The sequence below is a fragment of the Mesorhizobium sp. M8A.F.Ca.ET.021.01.1.1 genome, from assembly GCF_003998025.1.
Taxonomy (GTDB): domain Bacteria; phylum Pseudomonadota; class Alphaproteobacteria; order Rhizobiales; family Rhizobiaceae; genus Mesorhizobium.
The window spans coordinates 1-17,843 of sequence record NZ_RZSJ01000055.1 but is presented as its reverse complement, the minus strand read 5'-3'; the positions used below and the strand labels follow the sequence as shown (position 1 = coordinate 17,843).

At 64.5% G+C, this 17,843-nt stretch carries 18 protein-coding genes and 1 riboswitch; of the genes, 5 read left to right on the top strand and 13 right to left on the bottom strand.

What is annotated here, in order from left to right; genetic code table 11:
- From EOA36_RS07350 to dhaL, 4 genes are all read left to right on the top strand, one after another.
- Window positions 1-710 (top strand): MFS transporter (locus tag EOA36_RS07350; protein ID WP_145969122.1); only part of this gene is annotated, 710 nt, incomplete at its 5' end.
- Between the two features lie 100 nt (window positions 711-810).
- Window positions 811-1,012: riboswitch (FMN riboswitch) on the top strand.
- 77 nt (window positions 1,013-1,089) lie between these two features.
- A complete protein-coding gene (locus tag EOA36_RS07345) occupies window positions 1,090-1,563 on the top strand; it encodes a 6,7-dimethyl-8-ribityllumazine synthase (RefSeq protein ID WP_127276401.1) in 474 nt (157 codons plus the stop codon).
- 75 nt (window positions 1,564-1,638) lie between these two features.
- Window positions 1,639-2,646, top strand: a complete 1,008-nt coding sequence (locus EOA36_RS07340) for a dihydroxyacetone kinase subunit DhaK (protein WP_127276399.1) — start codon at window positions 1,639-1,641, stop codon at window positions 2,644-2,646.
- A 10-nt stretch (window positions 2,647-2,656) separates the two neighbouring features.
- Window positions 2,657-3,292, top strand: a complete 636-nt coding sequence (gene dhaL / locus EOA36_RS07335; RefSeq protein WP_127276397.1) for a dihydroxyacetone kinase subunit DhaL — start codon at window positions 2,657-2,659, stop codon at window positions 3,290-3,292.
- On the opposite strand, the gene EOA36_RS07330 is transcribed toward dhaL, so the two are convergent.
- Genes EOA36_RS07330 through EOA36_RS07320 form a run of 3 tightly spaced genes read right to left on the bottom strand, consistent with a single transcriptional unit; the run spans window position 3,289 to window position 5,316 of the window.
- Window positions 3,289-3,729, bottom strand: a complete 441-nt coding sequence (locus EOA36_RS07330) for an RpiB/LacA/LacB family sugar-phosphate isomerase (protein WP_127276395.1) — start codon at window positions 3,727-3,729, stop codon at window positions 3,289-3,291. The genes dhaL and EOA36_RS07330 overlap by 4 nt on opposite strands.
- A gap of 39 nt (window positions 3,730-3,768) precedes the next feature.
- Window positions 3,769-4,527, bottom strand: coding sequence for a triose-phosphate isomerase (locus tag EOA36_RS07325; RefSeq protein ID WP_127276393.1), 759 nt, complete (start codon window positions 4,525-4,527; stop codon window positions 3,769-3,771).
- A gap of 18 nt (window positions 4,528-4,545) precedes the next feature.
- Window positions 4,546-5,316 (bottom strand): DeoR/GlpR family DNA-binding transcription regulator, encoded by a 771-nt coding sequence (locus EOA36_RS07320; protein WP_127276391.1) that lies wholly within the window; start codon window positions 5,314-5,316, stop codon window positions 4,546-4,548.
- 272 nt (window positions 5,317-5,588) lie between these two features.
- On the opposite strand from EOA36_RS07320, the gene fba reads away from it, so the two are divergent.
- Window positions 5,589-6,653 carry a class II fructose-bisphosphate aldolase gene (gene fba, locus EOA36_RS07315; RefSeq protein WP_095771163.1) on the top strand — a complete coding sequence of 355 codons (1,065 nt, stop codon included), beginning with the start codon at window positions 5,589-5,591 and terminating at the stop codon, window positions 6,651-6,653.
- Between the two features lie 53 nt (window positions 6,654-6,706).
- Here fba and EOA36_RS07310 read toward each other — a convergent pair whose 3' ends face one another.
- The 10 genes from EOA36_RS07310 to EOA36_RS07265 all read right to left on the bottom strand — a co-directional run.
- The gene (locus tag EOA36_RS07310; protein WP_127276389.1) at window positions 6,707-7,648 is read right to left on the bottom strand and encodes a TIM barrel protein; all 942 of its coding nucleotides are present in this window, start codon (window positions 7,646-7,648) and stop codon (window positions 6,707-6,709) included.
- 48 nt (window positions 7,649-7,696) lie between these two features.
- Window positions 7,697-9,214, bottom strand: coding sequence for a glycerol-3-phosphate dehydrogenase (locus tag EOA36_RS07305; protein ID WP_127276387.1), 1,518 nt, complete (start codon window positions 9,212-9,214; stop codon window positions 7,697-7,699).
- Between the two features lie 40 nt (window positions 9,215-9,254).
- Window positions 9,255-10,295 carry a 2-hydroxyacid dehydrogenase gene (locus EOA36_RS07300; RefSeq protein WP_127276385.1) on the bottom strand — a complete coding sequence of 347 codons (1,041 nt, stop codon included), beginning with the start codon at window positions 10,293-10,295 and terminating at the stop codon, window positions 9,255-9,257.
- Between the two features lie 10 nt (window positions 10,296-10,305).
- Window positions 10,306-11,859, bottom strand: a complete 1,554-nt coding sequence (locus tag EOA36_RS07295; RefSeq protein WP_127276383.1) for an FGGY-family carbohydrate kinase — start codon at window positions 11,857-11,859, stop codon at window positions 10,306-10,308.
- The gene (locus EOA36_RS07290) at window positions 11,859-12,983 is read right to left on the bottom strand and encodes an ABC transporter ATP-binding protein (RefSeq protein WP_127276381.1); all 1,125 of its coding nucleotides are present in this window, start codon (window positions 12,981-12,983) and stop codon (window positions 11,859-11,861) included. Before EOA36_RS07290 ends, EOA36_RS07295 begins: the two co-directional genes overlap by 1 nt.
- Window positions 12,980-14,098: an ABC transporter ATP-binding protein gene (locus EOA36_RS07285; RefSeq protein WP_127276379.1), complete on the bottom strand. Its 1,119-nt coding sequence runs from the start codon at window positions 14,096-14,098 to the stop codon at window positions 12,980-12,982. Before EOA36_RS07285 ends, EOA36_RS07290 begins: the two co-directional genes overlap by 4 nt.
- A 2-nt stretch (window positions 14,099-14,100) precedes the next feature.
- Entirely contained in the window at window positions 14,101-14,958 is an 858-nt protein-coding gene (locus EOA36_RS07280) for a carbohydrate ABC transporter permease (protein ID WP_127276378.1), read from the bottom strand.
- Window positions 14,959-14,967: 9 nt separating this feature from the next.
- Window positions 14,968-15,891, bottom strand: coding sequence for a sugar ABC transporter permease (locus tag EOA36_RS07275; RefSeq protein WP_127276376.1), 924 nt, complete (start codon window positions 15,889-15,891; stop codon window positions 14,968-14,970).
- A gap of 159 nt (window positions 15,892-16,050) precedes the next feature.
- Window positions 16,051-17,496 (bottom strand): extracellular solute-binding protein, encoded by a 1,446-nt coding sequence (locus EOA36_RS07270; protein ID WP_127276374.1) that lies wholly within the window; start codon window positions 17,494-17,496, stop codon window positions 16,051-16,053.
- Between the two features lie 45 nt (window positions 17,497-17,541).
- The coding region (locus tag EOA36_RS07265; RefSeq protein WP_281040044.1) for a sugar-binding domain-containing protein at window positions 17,542-17,843 on the bottom strand (302 nt) is incomplete at its 5' end.

The window sequence follows — 17,843 nt, the reverse complement described above, 5'->3', positions numbered from 1 at the left end:
GCATGGTGGCCGGCGTTTCCCTGTCGGCGGTGCTTGCCGATCTCGTTCACTGGCGTGCCGTCTTCGCCGCTGTCGCCGTGCTGGCCGCGCTGGCGCTCGGCGGCCTCACCGCATCGTCGCTGCCGGATGTCAGGAAGGCCGGACCGGCGCCCGCCCCGCTCGCAGCGCTGAACATTCCCGGCATTGTGCCGCTTCTGATTGCCTGCGGCGCCTTCATGACCGCCTTCTACGCTGTCTATGGCTATCTTGGCGATCACCTTCACAGCGGACTTGGGCAGCCGGTCAGCGCCAACGGCCTGGCCGCCCTCGCATACGGGGCGGGCTTCGGCACGGCGGCGCTCTTCGACGGCATCATCGATCGCCTTGGCGCAAGGCGTGTCATGCCTTTCTCCTATCTGCTCGTCGCCATGGTCTACGTGGCGATCGCCGCAACCAGCGGCAGCTATGGCCTGACGCTCGCCATGGTCGCGGCCTGGGGGCTCGCCAATCATTTCGGGCTGAACGTGCTGGTGATGCGCCTGTCGGCGCTCGATCCGTCACGGCGGGGCACGATCATGGGCCTGAACAGCGCGGTGACCTACCTCGCGGTGTTTGTCGGCACCACCGGCTTCGGGCCGCTCTATTCCGACTTCGGCTTTGCCGCCTGCGCGATGGTCGCGGCGGTGCTCATGCTGATTGCCGCCTCGGCCGCAGCGTGGCGCAGCCGATAGAGCCAGCCCCTCATCGCATTGCTCCAGTCGACGGAACGTGATTGGCCACCAGCGCTTGGCGCGTTGACAACGGCACCCCTGCCCTTCCATACAAAGCCGTTAATGTTCTCAGGGCGGGGTGAAAGTCCCCACCGGCGGTAAGGACTCTCAGTTGCGCATGAGGCCTTTCCGAAAACCGTTCCCGGTTTTCGGGGTCATGCGCGGGACCCAAGCCCGCGAGCGCCTTCCAGCAGTTGGAAGGGTCAGCAGATCCGGTGTGATTCCGGAGCCGACGGTTAAAGTCCGGATGGAAGAGAACGAAACGGAAAACGAACCGCCCCGGCGGGTCGGATTTCGTATCGTGCGTCCTGATTCTGGTTCGAAACGGAAGGATGGACCCATGAATCAGCATTCCCACAAAGACTATGAAACAATCCGCATCGCCGTCATCAGGGCGCGCTGGCACGCCGACATTGTCGACCAGTGCGTGAAGGCGTTCGAGGCCGAACTGGCCGAGATCGGCAGCGGGCGCTTTGCCGTCGACATCTTCGACATGCCCGGCGCCTATGAAATCCCGCTGCATGCCAAGACGCTCGCCGGCACCGGCCGCTACGCCGCGATCCTCGGCACGGCGTTCGTCGTCAATGGCGGCATCTACCGGCACGACTTCGTCGCCAGCGCCGTCATAGACGGCATGATGAACGTGCAACTTTCGACCGGGGTGCCGGTGCTTTCGGCGGTGCTCACGCCGCACAATTTTCACGATAGCGCCGAGCATCACCGCTTCTTCTTCGAGCACTTCTCGGTCAAGGGCAAGGAAGCGGCCAACGCCTGCGTGCAGATTCTCGCGGCGCGGGAAAAGATCGCGGCATGAAATCTTCCCGGCCGGGTGGAAATCGCGATAACACCCGGTAGTATTTGCGAAAATACCGAGTTCGGGAGGATGCCGGTGCAGACCAAGAAGATCATCAATGACGGCAACCGCGCCGTCGACGAAATGCTCGAAGGGATCCTGGCCGCGCATCCTCGCCATCTCGCAAGCGTGGACGGCAGCCCGCGCTCGATCATCGCCCGCGACGGGCCACGGCCCGGCAAGGTCGGGCTGGTGATCGGCGGCGGTTCCGGCCACGAGCCGACCTTTCTCGGCTTTGTCGGCAAGGGGCTGGCGGACGCGGCGGCAATCGGCAACGTCTTTGCCTCGCCTCCACCGGATCCGATCCTGGAATGCGCCAAGGCGGTCAGCGGCGGCACTGGCGTCTTGTTCATGTACGGCAACTATGCCGGTGACGTGATGAATTTCGACATGGCGGCCGAGATGGCCGGGATGGACGACATCGATGTGCGCACGGTGCTCACCACCGACGACGTCGCCTCGGCGCCGCGCGACCAGCGGCACAAGCGCCGTGGTGTCGCCGGCAATTTCTTTATCTTCAAGGCTGCCGGAGCCGCCTGCGACCGGATGCTGTCCCTGGACGAGGTCGAGCGCATCGCGCGCAAGGCCAACGACCACACCTTCACCATGGGCGTGGCGCTGTCGCCCTGCTCGCTGCCGCAGACGCGGCGGCCGAATTTCGAGATCGGCGCGGACGAGATGGAGATCGGCATGGGCATCCATGGCGAACCCGGCATCGCGCGCGGCAAGCTCGGGACCGCCGACGAAATTACCGACGAGATGCTCGACAAGATTTTCGCCGAGATGGCGCCGAAGCGCGGCGACAAGGTCGCGGTGCTGGTCAATTCACTGGGCTCGACGCCGCTGATGGAACTCTACATCATGAACCGACGGGTCAAGCAGAGATTGGACGCAATCGGCGTTTCCATCCATGCGACCTGGGTCGGCAATTACTGCACGTCCCTGGAAATGGCCGGTGCTTCGGTGACGCTTTTCCATCTCGACGAAGAATTGCAGGCGATGCTCGACCACCCCTGCGACTGCGCCATGTTCCGTGCCGGCTGAGGAGCGCCCCATGACCATCGGTGCCTCCGACCTGAAAAGAATGTTCGACGCGATCGCGGTGGCGATCGAGGCCGACAGGGACCGGCTTTGCCAGCTCGACGGCGTCATCGGCGACGCCGACCACGGTATTGCCATGGCGCTCGGGTTCAACGCCGTGCGCGATGCGCTGGCATCGCTCGACCTTGCGGCGACCGAGCCGACCGCGCTCCTCAACACGGCGGCGAAATCGTTCCTCAATGCCGTCGGCGCGTCCTGCGGCCCGCTCTATGCCACGGCCTTCATGCGTGCAGCCGTCGCAGTCAAGGGCAAGGCGACGCTGGCGGATGCCGAATTCATCGCCCTGCTGCAGGCCATGGCGCAAGGCATCAAGGATCGCGGCAAGGCCGAGATCGGCGAAAAGACCATGGTCGATGCCTGGCAACCGGCGGCGGAAGCGGCTGGCGCCAGCAATGCAGGGGGAAAGAGCCTTGCCGACAGTCTGCAGGCAGCCCTTGCCGCTGCCGAGCGCGGTGCTGAATCGACCAAGGACATGATCGCCGCCAAGGGCCGCTCGTCGCGGCTCGGCGAACGGTCGCTCGGGCACATGGACCCTGGCGCGGCCTCAGCCGTCACCGTCATCGGCGCGATGACGCGGAGCCTGGCTTAGGCCTTCGCCGCGTCGAGCTTGTTGATCGCCTGGACGTTGCCGGCCGACGGCCCCTTCTCGTCGAACTCCGAGGCCAGCCACGTATCGACAATGGCCTTGGCCAGTTCCGGCCCGATGACGCGCGCGCCCATGGTGATGATCTGGGCATTGTTGGATTTCGCCGCGCGCTCGGCCGAGTAGGTGTCGTGGGTAAGCGCGGCGCGGATGCCCGGCACCTTGTTGGCCGAGATCGAGACGCCGATGCCGGTGCCGCAGAACAGGATGCCACGGTCGTTCTCGCCTTCGACGATCGTCTGGGCGAGTTTCTGCGACAGGTCGGCATAGAAGCCGGCCTGGCTGAGATCGCTGACGGTGAGGCCGGGCTTGGTCGCCAGATGCGCGGCGATGACGTCGAGCAGCGGCTTGCCGGCGCTGTCGGCTCCGATGGCTATTTTCATGGTGATGTCCTTTCTGACTGAATGCGTTTTTCGATTGGTTCAGATCGCGGCCGAGGCGCGGCGCAGGATGTCGATATAGCCCTCGGCCTGCCAGGCGGAACGGCCGATGAACAGGCCGTCAATGTTGGGCTGGCCGATCAGCTCGGCGGCATTGCCGGGATTGACGCTGCCGCCATAGAGCACCGGCGGAACGGACGGCAGCAGGCCGGCGGCGACCTGCTTGATCAGCGCTTGCTGCCTGTCGGCATAGCCGGAACTGGCCGGGATGCCCTTGTCGCCGATCGCCCAGACCGGCTCGTAGGCGAACAGGATTTCTGCTCCCCTCGCCTCGTCGTCGAGGAATTGCAATGCACCCTCGACCTGAGCGGTCAGCACCGCATCGGCCTTGCCGCTTTCGCGCTCGGCCAGCGTTTCGCCGACACAGATCAGCGGTATCAGTCCATGCCTGACCGCCGCCGCCGTCTTCAGCCCGACCGTGCGGTCGGTCTCGCCGAAATGTTCGCGCCGCTCGCTGTGGCCGAGTTCGACCAGGTCGAGGCCGCAATCGTTCAGCATTACCGGCGAGATCTCGCCGGTCCAGGCGCCGGCATCGACCCAATGCATGTTCTGCGCGCCGACCTTGATGCGCGTTGCCGACAGCGCCCGCTTGACCTCGCGCACCGCCGTGAAGGGCGGGATGACGAAAGGCTGGATGCGATCGTCGAAACCCGGCACGAAGCCGGCCAGTGCCCCGGCAAAGTCAAGCGCCTCGGCCAGCGTCTTGTTCATCTTCCAGCTTGTACCGACCCAGTAAACCACGCGTACTCTCCTTGCCCCTCAATCCTTGTCGGCGACGACCGTCAGCGAACCCCCCGCCGCATCCAGCGTCGCGCGCATCCCGGGCTCTGGCTCGCGCCCGGTGAAGACGGCGTCGAATGCGCTGAGATCGGTCAGGAAATGCAGTGCGCTGCGGCCAAACTTGCCGTGATCGACCAGCAGGTATTTGCGGGTCGCCGCGGCCATCATCAGCCGCTTGGCCTGCACCACTTCCTGATCTTGATGGAAGGCGGAGGCGCCATGGATGGCGGATGAGGACAGGAAGGCGACGTCGGCGCGCAGCGACCGCAGCGACGCCTCTGCGAGCAGGCCGAAGAAGCCATGGAATTTCTTCGAGTACTGGCCGCCGAGCGCGATCAGGTTGATGCCTCCGGCACCGGCCAGATCCTGGATGACGGCGAAGTTGTTGGTGATCACCGTCAGCGGCCTGAGATCGGCGAGATGCCGCGCGATGCCGCCCGCCGTCGAGCCGTCGTCGATGATGACCGTCTGGCCGGGTTCGATCACGGCCACGGCGGCCGCCGCAAGGCGCTGCTTTTCCCCGATCGCCTGCTTCTGCCGGTAGCGAAAATCGCTTTCAAACAGGCTGCTCGGCTGGATCGAGGCGCCGCCGCGCACCTTGCGCAGGAAGCCGCTCTCCTCGAGCTCGTCCAGGTCGCGATGCACGGTCATCCTGGAGACGCCAAAACGCGAAGCGAGGTCGTCGACGCTCGCCGCGCCGGCGTCCACCAGGAAATCCATGATGCCTTGCCGTCTGTTGTCGCTCTTCATTGTCGCCGACTCGCCAACGCAGAACTCCGGCTGCTTGATCGAGCCCAGATATAACAGACATCGTCGCGCATGTATCACAATTTTTGTTATAATGAGATATTTCCATGGGATATTTCGCCGGCTTTTATCGCGCCGCTGTAACAAGAATTGCGGCCGGGACGGTCTGTCACGGTTGCGGTTGCGCGGAATTCCGGCCAGAAGCATCGGTGGGCTGAACGATGCGCGGACAGCCCGCAACCACAGGTTTGAAACCAGATACGGGAGACTAATCGTTGGCTCGCATCACACTGAGACAATTGCTCGATCACGCCGCCGAATACGGCTATGGCGTGCCGGCCTTCAACATGAACAACATGGAACAAGGCCTCGCCATCATGGAGGCCGCGGAGGAGACCAAGTCGCCGGTCATCCTGCAGGCAAGCCGCGGCGCGCGCGCCTATGCCAATGACGTGGTGCTGGCCAAGCTGATCGACGCGCTGGTGGAAATCCACCCGGACATCCCGGTCTGCATGCATCTCGACCATGGCAACAACGAAGCCACCTGCGTCACAGCCATCCAATACGGCTTCACCTCGGTGATGATGGACGGTTCGCTCAAGGAAGACGGCAAGTCGCCGGCCGACTATGCCTATAATTCCGGCATCACCAAGCGCGTCGTCGACATGGCGCATTGGGGCGGCGTCTCCGTGGAAGGCGAGATCGGCGTTCTGGGTTCGCTGGAGAGCGGCGGCGGCGAGCAGGAAGACGGCCACGGCGTCGAAGGCGCGATCAGCCACGACCAGCTCTTGACCGATCCGGTGCAGGCCGAACAGTTCGTGCGCGACACCCATGTCGATGCGCTGGCGGTGGCCATGGGCACCAGCCACGGCGCCTATAAATTCTCGCGCAAGCCCGACGGCGCGGTGCTGGCGATGAACGTCATCGAGGAGATCCACCGCCGCCTGCCGAACATGCATCTGGTCATGCACGGATCGTCCTCCGTGCCGGAGGACCTGCAGGAGATCATCAACAAATATGGCGGCCAGATGAAGCCGACCTGGGGCGTGCCGGTGGAAGAGATCCAGCGCGGCATCAAGCATGGCGTGCGCAAGATCAACATCGACACCGATAACCGCATGGCGCTGACCGGCGCGATCCGCAAGGTGCTGACCGAGAACCCCAGCGAGTTCGACCCGCGCAAATACCTGACACCGGCGATGGCGGCGATGAGGAAGCTCTGCAAGGAGCGCTTCGAACAGTTCGGCACCGCCGGCAATGCGCCTAAGATCAAGCCGCTGCCGGTCTCGGAAATGGCCAAGCGCTACAAGTCGGGCAGCCTCGACCCGAAATTTGGCTAAGTTCGATCCATCTGCATTTTACGGGCAGGAGCTCTACCGGCTCCTGTCCATTTCTATCCAGCGTTCGGCAGCAGGTCAGCCCTGCCGGTCTCGATGAAGGGCGCCCAATAGTCGACCGACTCGCGGATCATGGCGACCACCTGATGGTCGACCGGCTCGCGCTCGCGGAACGACAGTTCGAGGCAGATTTCGTTGTCGGTGCCGCCGCCGCGCCGCACCGTTTCCAGCAGCTTTTCAGGCGTGATGCGGCCGTCCTTGTTGTGGGCTGCGGTGAACGGCCAGTGGCCGCCCTTGTTCATCGAGGATTGCTTGATGTGGATGATCGGCGACTTCAGGGGGAAGGCTTCGGCCCAGGCATAGGGATCGATGTCGGCTGGGTTGGAGGAGGTCACGTCGCCATGGTCGATGTCGACCATCATCTCAAGCGGAATGGCCATGCCGGCCGCATCGATCGCATCCTGCAGCATCCGGCAGTTTTCGATGGTGTGGCCGAACTCGCGGCCGACCGACATCGGCTCCCAGAACAGGTAGGTCAGGCCTGCCGCCCGGGCGTGTTCGGCGACCTCGCGCCAGCAGTCCAGCGCGATGTCGAACAGGCGCGCGCGACGGTCGGGATCGTCGAAGTCGCGATGCGTGAAGATGGCGAACTGCGTGCCCATGCCGCCGGCGCCAAGCTCGGCCGAGACATCGGCGAAGGTCTTGAACCACTCGACATAGTAGCGGCGCACGTCAGCATCGGGATGGCCGAAATGGTTGAGTCGGCCATAGGGGCCCGTCATGCCTGAGGTGACGCGCACGCCGGTGCGGTTCAAGGCGTTGCGGAACAGGCGGACGAATTTGACGATCGTCGCCGCCGGCCAGCCTGGATTGACGAATTCATGCGTGAGCTGAATGTCCCTGATACCGATGCCGTAGGCAATAGTCTCGATCAGATCGTCCGGCTCCGCGAAGCGGTTGACCAGCGGATTGGTGTTGAGGGAGAGCGTGAAGGCCAAGGTCGCTATCCCTTCAACGCCGTCGCCGAACAGGGGCCATGAGCGCCATCAGCCTGCCCTCGCCTGCCGGCTCGCGCACCAATGCTCGAAGGCCGACTTCTCCTCGGCGGACAGATGCAGGCCGTGCTTGGTGCGCCGTTCGAGAATATCGGCCGCGTCTTGCGCCCATTCCTGTTCGAAGAGGTAGTTCGCCTCGCGCTCAAAGAAATCCTTGCCGAAGCACCGGCCCAGGGCGGCGAGCGAACGGGCGCCGCCAACTACGGACGGCGTTCTGGTGCCGTAGAGCCGGCCGTAATGCTTGAGCAGCGATGCCGGCATCCATGGATACTCATTTGCGAGGTCGCCGAGAAACTGCTCGAAGTCGGCATTGGCGATGTCGCCGCCGGGCAAATGCGCCTTCGCTGTCCAGGGCTTGCCCATCTTCGGAAAGAACGGTGCGATCCTGTCCAGCGCATGCTCGGCCAGTTTGCGGAAGGTGGTGATCTTGCCGCCGAAGACGGAGAGCAGCGGCGCCTGCGCCTCCGGCGCGTCGAGCTCGAAAATATAGTCGCGGGTCACCGCACTCGGATTGTCGGCGTTGTCGTCATAGAGCGGCCTGACGCCGGAGAAGGAATAGACCACGTCGTTGCGCGCAAGGCCGCGCTTGAAATAGCGGTTGACCACTCTGATGAGGTAATCGATCTCGCTCTCATCCGCGGTCACGTCCTCGGGCCGGCCTTCGTAGGGAATGTCGGTGGTTCCGATCAGCGCGAGATCGTTCTGGTAGGGATTGATGAAGATGACGCGCTTGTCGCTGTTCTGGACGAGATAGGCCTGCCGGCCCTCCCAGAACTTGGGCACGACGATATGGCTGCCCTTGACCAGGCGGACATTGCGCCTCGAGTTCTGGCCGGCAACGCGGTTGACGATGTCGTTGACCCAGGGACCGGCGGCATTGATCAGCGCGCGCGCCCGCACACTGGTCTTGATACCGGTCCTGACGTCGCGCATTTCGACGACCCAGAGGCCGCCCTCGCGGCGGGCGGCGGTGCAGGCGGTGCGGGTGAAAACCTTCGCTCCCCGTTCGGCCGCGTCGAGCGCGTTGATGACGACGAGGCGGGCATCGTCGACCCAGCAGTCGGAATATTCGAAGCCGCGCTTGAAACTGTCCCTGATCGGCGCGCCCTCGGGCGCGGTGCGCAGGTCAAGCGTGCGGGTGGCGGGCAGCCGCTTGCGGCCGCCGAGATGGTCGTAGAGGAACAGGCCGAGCCGCACCAGCCATGCCGGCCGGTCGTCCGGGCTGTGCGGCAGCACGAAGCGCATCGGCCAGATGATGTGCGGCGCCGATTCCAGCAGGACCTCGCGCTCGATCAGCGCCTCGCGCACCAGGCGGAATTCGTAATATTCGAGATAGCGCAGGCCACCATGGACGAGCTTGCCTGATCTCGAACTGGTGCCTTGGGCGAGATCGTCCTTTTCGCACAGGATGACCGAAAGCCCGCGGCCGGCGGCATCGCGCGCGATGCCGGCGCCGTTGACGCCGCCGCCGATGACGAAAAGGTCGACGATGTCAGGGCCGCCGCTCATCTCGTGTCCATGCCGGGTTTGCGCTCCATCGCCGTCGCTCTCAGCACGGATTGACCGGAGGCAGGCCGGCCAGGTAGCGGCGCACCTCCTCGGCGGCCTGCTCGGCGGCATAGGTCACCGTGCGCACCGAAGCGCCGGCGATATGCGGCGTCAGCGTCACGTTGGGCAGCTGCAGCAATGGCCAGTCCGATGGCACCGGCTCGACCGCGAAGGTTTCCAGCATGGCGCTGGCGATCTGCCCCGAAACAAGCGCCTCGTAGAGCGCGTCATAGTCGACCAGCGGACCGCGCGCGGTGTTGACGAAGATCACGCCAGGCTTCATCCGCCCGATTGTGTCCTTGCCGATCAGGCCGCGTGTCTCCTGCGTCACCCGCGAATGCAGCGTCACCACGTCGGAGCGCGACAGGAGATCGTCGAGCGCAACCAGTTCGACGCCGGCGTTGCGGTCCTCGGCGCTCAACTGCACATAGGGATCGCTGACCAGAACATGGCAGCCGAAGGCGCGCAGCAGGCGCACCACTTTCGTGCCGATATTGCCGTAGCCGACGACGCCGACCGTCATTTCGCCGAGTTCGCGACCGGTGCGGTCGGCACGGTAGAGATCGCCGCGCCATTCCCCCTTGCGCAGGGCTTCGTGGCCGACACGGATCAGCCGCGTTTCGGCCAGGATGGCGCCGATGGTGAACTCAGCCACGGCGGTGGCATTGCGGCCAGGCACGTTGACCACGGTGATGTCCTGCGCCCTGGCCGCTTCCATGTCGATGTTGATCGGCCCGCCGCGCGACACCGCCACCAACTTGAGATCAGGCAGGCGCCGCATCATGCTTTCCGACAAGGGCGCGAGCTGGGTGACGAGGACTTCGGCATCGCCGATGAAATCGACGACCTCGTCGGGATGGCCGAAGTACTCCTTGACCTTGTCGAGGCCGAGTGCCGGATTGCCGAACTCCATGGGCTCGTCGGGCCAAGCCGTCTGCAATGTCCTGATATCGAGGTCGCCGCTGGCGACCTTCTCGATTTTGGCGCGAAACACCTCCGGCAGCATGAAGTTGTCGCCAATGATCGCTATCTTTTTACGCATACTCGACTTCTCAATTTTCCTGCGATGTGGCCATGGCACGCCAGACCGGCCGCAGGGCCTGGTGCGCCAGCATGTAGGACGGAGTCATCCTGTCGTAGATCGCTGCGAGGGCCGGGTCGCTCGGCTCGGCCTCGCCGAGCAACGGCGTCACCCATTCGCCGACGCATTCGTCCATGGAGGCGTATTGGCCGACGCAGACCGCGGCGATCATTGCCGCACCGGCCGCACCGGCCTCCTCACGCGCGCTGGTGCGCGTGTCGGCGCCGATGGCCGCGCCCAGTATCTTGCGGAGCGCCGGGCTTCTGGCGGCGCCGCCGGTCAGGCGGATTTCGCGTGGCAGCGGCCCCATGGCGGCGTAGCAGTCGCGCGCCGCGAAGGCCAAGCCTTCGAAAACGGCGCGCACCAGATCGGCGTAGCCGTGCCGCGAGGAAATGCCGACGAAACCGGCCCTGGCATTGGCATCGACGAACGGTCCCCGCTCGCCGGCTTCCGACACGTAAGGCTGGTAGAGCAGCGAAGCCGGCCGCGAGGCCGCGATCCAGGCGTCGACCAGCGCGATCATCTCGCCATTGCTGCGGGTTATGCCTTGCGAGGCGAGAATGCCCGAGGCAAGCCCGAGCACCCAGTCGATGTTGAGCGTCGCCGCCATGTTGGACTGCATCTGTGCGAACACGCCGGGCGCCGGCATCGCCATGGTGTAGCCGGTCGCCGCCTCGTTGAGCTGCACATCGTCGGGCGTCTCGGCCAGCCGCATATGCATGCCGGTGGAACCGATGATCGAGCAGCCAGGCTTGCGCTCGCGGTCGAGAAGGCCGGCGCCGAGCGCGGTGCAGACGACGTCGACATAACCGAGCACGACAGGTGTCCCGGCGAGCATGCCGGTGACGGCCGCGGCGGCCGGCGACAGTCCGGTGCTGTGCCTGGTGCCGTCGACGATCGGCGGCAGCAGGTGCCTGAGATCGGCGACGCCGAGGACGTCGAGCACATCGTCGCTATAATCGCGGGTGCGGAAGTCGCCGAAGGTGAAAGTCCCTTCGGACGGATCGGTGGCGCGCTCGCCGGTCAGCTTGAAATAGAGCCAGTCCTTGCAGTGAAAGGCGGTGGCCGCCTTGCCGAGCATTTCAGGCATGGTGCGCTTCATGAAGACGAACTGCGAGCCCTGCTGGCAGGCGGCGAGCCCGCTGCCGGTCTTTTCGAAACGGAGCCGGTCATCGGGCCGCGCGCGGATTTCCTCGACGACGCCGGCGGCGCGCGCGTCGAGCCAGAGCCAGCCCTTCGCCACCGGCTCGCCCTTGCCGTCGATCAGCCAAGTGCCGTCGCCCTGCCCGGTGACCGCAATGGCGACGGTCCGGCTGGCGAGATCGGGCACCTTGTCGGCGAGCTGGCGCAGGGTCGTGGCGGCATCGGCCCAGGTGCGCGCCAGATCCTGTTCGGCGCCGCCGCCCGGCAGCGTCTCATAATGGTTCGGCGTCGCCGCCGCCGCGATCTGGCGGCCCTTCGTGTCGAAGGCGATGGACTTGATGACGGAGGTGCCGGCGTCGATGCCGATGAATATGTCGCGCATCACGCGAGCTCCATGCCGTGCGAGATGGCCTTGCCGCTCGCCTGGTCGAAGACGTGCAGGTTTTTCGGATCGATGCTGACATTGATGGGCGCGCCGAGGTCGAGCCGGGTGCGGTCATGCTCGACCAGGACCAGCGAGCCGCCGGCGAAATCGGCTGCGATGTGGGTCTGGTCGCCGAGCCACTGGTTGGCCGAGACCGTGGCCGGGACACCTTCCTTCGAGCGCCGAACCGCGTAGGGCCTGATGCCGATGACCACCCGTTCGCGGCTGAGCAACTGGTCGCGCACCGGAGCGCTGAAGGCGTCCTTGTCATAGTCGAGCGACAGCCCGTCGGGCAGCCGCAGGTTGATGCGGCCGGCGCCGGTCCCGACAAAGGCCTCGAAGACGTTCATCGGCGGCTCGCCGACGAAGGTGCCGGTGAACAGGTTCGCCGGACGCTCCTTGATCCGGTCCGGCGTGTCGAACTGCTGCAGCACGCCGCCCTCCATCACCGCGATGCGGTCGGCGAGCGCATTGGCCTCGGTCTGGTCGTGGGTGACCAGGATCGCGGTCAGGCCGCGCTCCTTGATGAAGTGCTTGATACGGCCGCGCAGCACGGCGCGAAGCTGCGGCTCGAGTTGCCCCATCGGCTCGTCGAGCAGATGCAGGTCGGCTTCCCGGATCAACGCCCGCCCAAGACTGGCACGCTGCTGCTGGCCGCCGGAAATAGAGCTGGGATAGCGCTCCAATATGTCCTCGATCTCCAGCAGCTTGGCGATGCTGGCGACCTTGGCGTCGACCTCGCTCCTGGGCAACCTTGCGGCCTTGAGGGCAAAGGCCATGTTCTCGCGCACCGTCAGCGGCGGATAGAGAGAGTAGCCCTCGAAGGCCATCGCCACATTGCGTTTGACCGGCGGCAAGGTGTGGACCTGGCGACCGGCGACCGCGATCGCGCCGCGCGAGACCTCCTCGAAGCCGGCGATCATGCGCAAGGTCGAGGTCTTGCCGCAGCCGGACGAGCCGAGCAGTGCCACGATCTCGCCCTTGCCGATCTCCATAGTCAGGCTCTTGACGGCGTGAACGCCCCTGTCGATCGGACCATAGAATTTGTCGACGCCTGAAATGGTGAGTGCGCTGGCGCTCATGCCGCTTCTCCGCTGCGCAGATTGACGATGTTCTTGGCGCCGATGCGCTCGCCACTGGCGTGATCGAACAGCAAGGCGCTCTTGCCGTCGACGGCGATATGGGCCTTGCCCTCGCTGCGGCCCGGCGTTCCGGCCGGACGCGAGACCAGGATTTCACGGCCGCGCACGGTGCGCACCAAGGTGACGATCTTCTCGTTGAGCGGCGTCTCGGCCTCGACTGTCACCGGAATGGCGCCGGGCTCGTTGTCGCCAACGAAATGCAGTGCCTCGGGCCGCAGCCCGATGATGCAGTCGCGGCCGATGGCGGTCTCGGGAGCATCGGTGAGATGGACCTGGACATTGGACAGGCCGACATAGACCCCCCTGGCATCCCGCGCGGGCTTGACGTCGAGCAGGTTGATGGTCGGGTCGCCGAACAGCCGCGCGATCTCGATGTTGGCCGGCTCGCGATAGATCTGCTCGGGCGTGCCGAGCTGCCGGATGACGCCTTGCGACATGACCGCGATGCGGTCGCCGAGCGCCATGGCTTCCTTGTAGTCCTGGGTGACGTAGACGACGGTGGCCCCGCGATCGGCGAGCAGCCGCGGCAGTTCGAGCCGCATCTCGAAACGTAGCTTGGCATCGACATTGCGCAAGGGATCATCGAGCAGCAAAAGCGGCGGCGAACCGACAAGGGCACGGGCAAGGGCCGTGCGTTGCTTCTGGCCGTTGGAGAGCGCGCGCGGCTTGTGGGAGAGCACATGGCCGATTTTCAACAGCTTGGCGACGCTCTCGACGCCGGCCTTGATCGCGCCTTGCGAGGAACGCTTGGCCTCCAGCGGCGTGGCGATGTTGTCGAACGCGCTCATATGCGGAAACAGCGCGAAATTCTGGAACGCCATGCCGACGCCACGGAATTCCGCGTCGACATCGGTCATGTCCTCGCCGCCGATGAATATTTTGCCTTCCTCGGGGTCGATGACGCCGGCGACGAGGCGCAGCAGCACCGTCTTGCCGGCGCCGGAAGGCCCGAACAGCACCAGCGTCTCGCCGTCGGCGACGGTCAGCGACAGATTGTCGAGGACGGTCTGACTCTTGTAGCGCTTGACGATATTTCTGAGTTCGAGGCTGGCCATGTCTATCCTTTCACCGCGCCGAGCGACAGGCCTTCGACCAGATAGCGCTGTGCGTAGAGGGCGAGCGCCAGCGTCGGCGTGATCGAGAGCACGATGGCCGCCGAGATCTGGCCGTACTGGATGCCTGACGAGGTGATGAAGGCGAGCGCACCAACAGTCACCGGCTGCTTGTCGGCCGAAGCCAGCACCAGCGCGAAGACGAAATTGTTCCAGGCGAAAATGAAGGCGAGCAGGCCGGCCGCCGCGATGCCCGGACCGGCGAGCGGCAGCGCGATCTTGCGGAAGGTGGCGAACCAGGAATGGCCGCCGATGCGATAGGCGTATTCGATGTCGGCTGGAATGTCCTCGAAATAGCCGCGCACGATCCACAGGATCAGCGGCAGGCAGATCAGCTGGTAGACCCAGATCAGCCCGATATAGGTGTTGGCGAGGCCGAGTTTCTGGAAATAGAGCGTCAGCGGCAACAGCACCAGCAGCGCCGGCGCGAACTTGAACGACAGCAACGTGAAGGCGATGTCCTCCGAGCCACGGAACTTGTGGCGCGCGAAGGCGTAGGCGGCCGGCACGCCGAGCAGCAGCGACACCGCAACCGAGGTCACCGACAGGAACACCGAATTCCAGAGGTTGCGCATGAAGGCGATGTCGAGCGTGCCCGCTGCGGTCATCAGCTTGCCGGTGATCAGCGCCGTGTAATTGGCGAGCGTCGGCTCGAAGATGAGCTGCGGCGGGATGCGCAGGATGGTCTCGTTGGTCTGGAACGACATCATGAAGATCCAGACGATCGGAAACATGAAGAAGATCACGACCAGCGTCAGCGCCGCGCCGCGCAGGATGCGTTCGAGCAAGGAGGTGTGTTCCATGGCCGCCTCCTATGCCTGGCCACGGGCGCGTTCGCGCAGCCGGAGCCAGTTCTTGATGAAGATGTTGGAGAGGAAATACGTGATCGCCCACAGGATGATCATCAGCGCCGCCGAGCGGCCGACATTGGTCGACTGGAAGAAGTTGAGATAGGCCTCGACCTGGAAGACGGTCAGCGTGTCGCCCGGCCCGCCCTGGGTCATCGCGTAGATGATGTCGAACTGCTGGATGGAATGGAGCAGGCGGAACAAAGTCGCCGTCAGGATGTAGGGCGTCAGCATCGGCAGCGTGATGCGGAAGAAGACGAAGCTCCTCGGCACGCCGTCGAGGGCCGCCGCCTCGAAGGGCTGCGTCGGCAGGCTGCGCAGGCCGGCAAGCAGCAGGATCATGATGAAGGGCGTGTAGACCCAGATATCGACCAGCACCACGGTGAACAGCGCCGTCGACGGCGACGAGGCCCAGCGGAAATCCTGCAGCCCGATGAGGCTGGCGAGATAGCTCAGCACGCCGAAGCCGGGATTGGTCATCAGCTTCCACATCAGCGCCGCCAGTGCGGGCGCCGTCATCAGCGGCATCAACAGCATGATCGAGATGAAGTTGTTGAGCGTCGAGCGCTTCTGCAGCAGCAGCGCGATAGCAAGACCCAAAAGCAGTTCCAGCACGACCGTGGTGCCGGCATAGAGCAGCGAGATCTTCAACGTGTTCCAGAACTTCGGATCGGTGAAGAAGGAGATGTAGTTGTCGCCCCAGTTGAACTGCCGCGCCCAAGGCTGGCTCAGCCGGTAGCGTTGGAACGAATAGACCACCGAGGTCAGGAACGGGATGAGGATGCCGATGCAGACCAGCAGAGCCGGCAGGCTGAGCACATAGGGCAGCACCCGCTTGCTGATCCTGAAGCCGGATGGCTTGAGCCTTTGCGATACCACCGCGGTCATCGAGCTGCTCCGTTGTTGCTGTCGCTTCGCCCTGCCGGCCGCCCAAGGGAGCAAGGCGGCCGGTCGGGCGAAATGGCGGTCACCTTTCGGCACCGCATCGCAAACATGAAAAGGTTTGACGAGGGCCGACCCGCCAAGCAGGCCGGCCCTCATTGCGACTTAACCGAGACCGGCTTCCTTGAGCTGGCCGTTGATGCTTTCGGCGAGCTTGTCGAGGCCCTCGTCGACCGGCACTTCCTTGGCCACCATCTTCTGCAGCGTCGCCGCCCATTCGGTGGTGAGGTCGAAGAACAGCGGCTGCGCGGTGAACTTGATCGAGGCGCCCGGCGCCGAGGCGTCGAACATCTCGACATAGCCGGGATAGCTCTTGTTCAGCTTCTCACGGAACATCTCGTCCTTCCACACCGATTGGCGGACCGGATTGACGAAGTCCATCTTGGTAGCGCCGAACAGCCCATGCTCCGGCCCGGAGGCCCATTGCATGAAGTACCAGGTGGCGTCCTTGTCCTTCGAGAAGTTGGACATCGCCAGCGACCAGATCCAGATGTTCGGTGTCGCCGCCTTGGCTGCCGGGTTGGCCTTGAAGCTAGCAAAAGCGAGCTTGCCGGCCATCTTGTTGTCGCCGCCATTCATGAAGTAACCGAGGATGTCGGCGTCGAAGATCATGGCCGAGGCGCCGGCGCCGAGATCGGTGCCGACCTGATACCAGGTATAGGTCGACCAGTCCTTGGGGCCGCTCTCCTGGATCATCTGAACCCATTGCTTGTGGAAAGCCTTGGACTGGGCGGTGTTCATCGCGGCCGACAATTTGCCATCGGCCGAGACGTTCAGGTCCTTCTGATCGAAATTGGCGTAGGCCGACAGGAAGCCGGGATGGATGGTCGCCCAGGAGCGCGAACCGCGTACGCCGATACCATAGACGCCACCACCGACATCCTTGGTGAGCTTGGCGGCCGCGGCCACCATCTCGTCCATGTTGCCGGGGATCTTGACGCCCGCCTTGTCGAACATGGCCTTGTTGTATGTGATGTTGTTCTGCTCGAACCCCCACGGAATGCACCACTGCTTGGCATCATCCGAACCCAACGCGCCGCCCGGCTTGCCATTCCAGGCGCAGGAATTCTTGACGCCGGGCAGGAAGTCGTCCCAGGCATAGTTCGGGTTGGTCTTGGCCGGATCCTTGATCCATTCGTTGAGGTCGGTGATCCAGCCGGCTGGGCCGTAGGTCCAGGTCATGTAGGCGCCGGTCATGAAGGCGTCGTATTCGGGCGAGCTCGCCGACAGTGCCGCCGTCACCTTGTCGAAATAGACGTCTTCGGGGAAGACGTCATAGACGACGTTCATGCCGGTCAGCTTCTTGAAGTTCTCGAGGTCTGCGATCATGGCGTCGGCATAGGGATGCTTGTTGAGCAGGAGCTTGATGGTCTTGCCCTTGTGCGCCTGCCAGTCAAAGTCCGCGGCAAGCGCGCGGGTCTGGCCCAGGTTGAGCAGCGTGCCGGCGGTGCCGGCGGCGAGGCCCATCGCACCCAGGCCCTTGATCAGTCCGCGACGGTCGACTTGTCCGCGCAGGAAGGCGTCTATGAGGTCTTTCTCTTTCTCATGCATTTCGTCTTCTCCTCCACAGGGTAGTTTCAACTGAACTGTTGCCGGCTACCCGACCGGCGTCTCTTCCACGAGCGATCGCGCCGTCCGCTCGTCCGTTATCAGGCCCTTGAGATAGCGCCCCTCCAGCACCGACTTGATGGCACGAACCTTGATCCTGCCGCCGGCGACGGCGACGATCCGGCGGCTGGCGATATCCTCGCGCGCCAGCACCAGCGCCCGGTTGGAGACGGTCGCCGCCACCGCCTTGCCGGCCTCGTCGAAGAAATGGCCAAGCAATTCGCCGACGCCGCCATTGCGGCGGATCTCTTCCATCTCGCCCTTCTCGATCATGCCGGTGGCGACCAGCG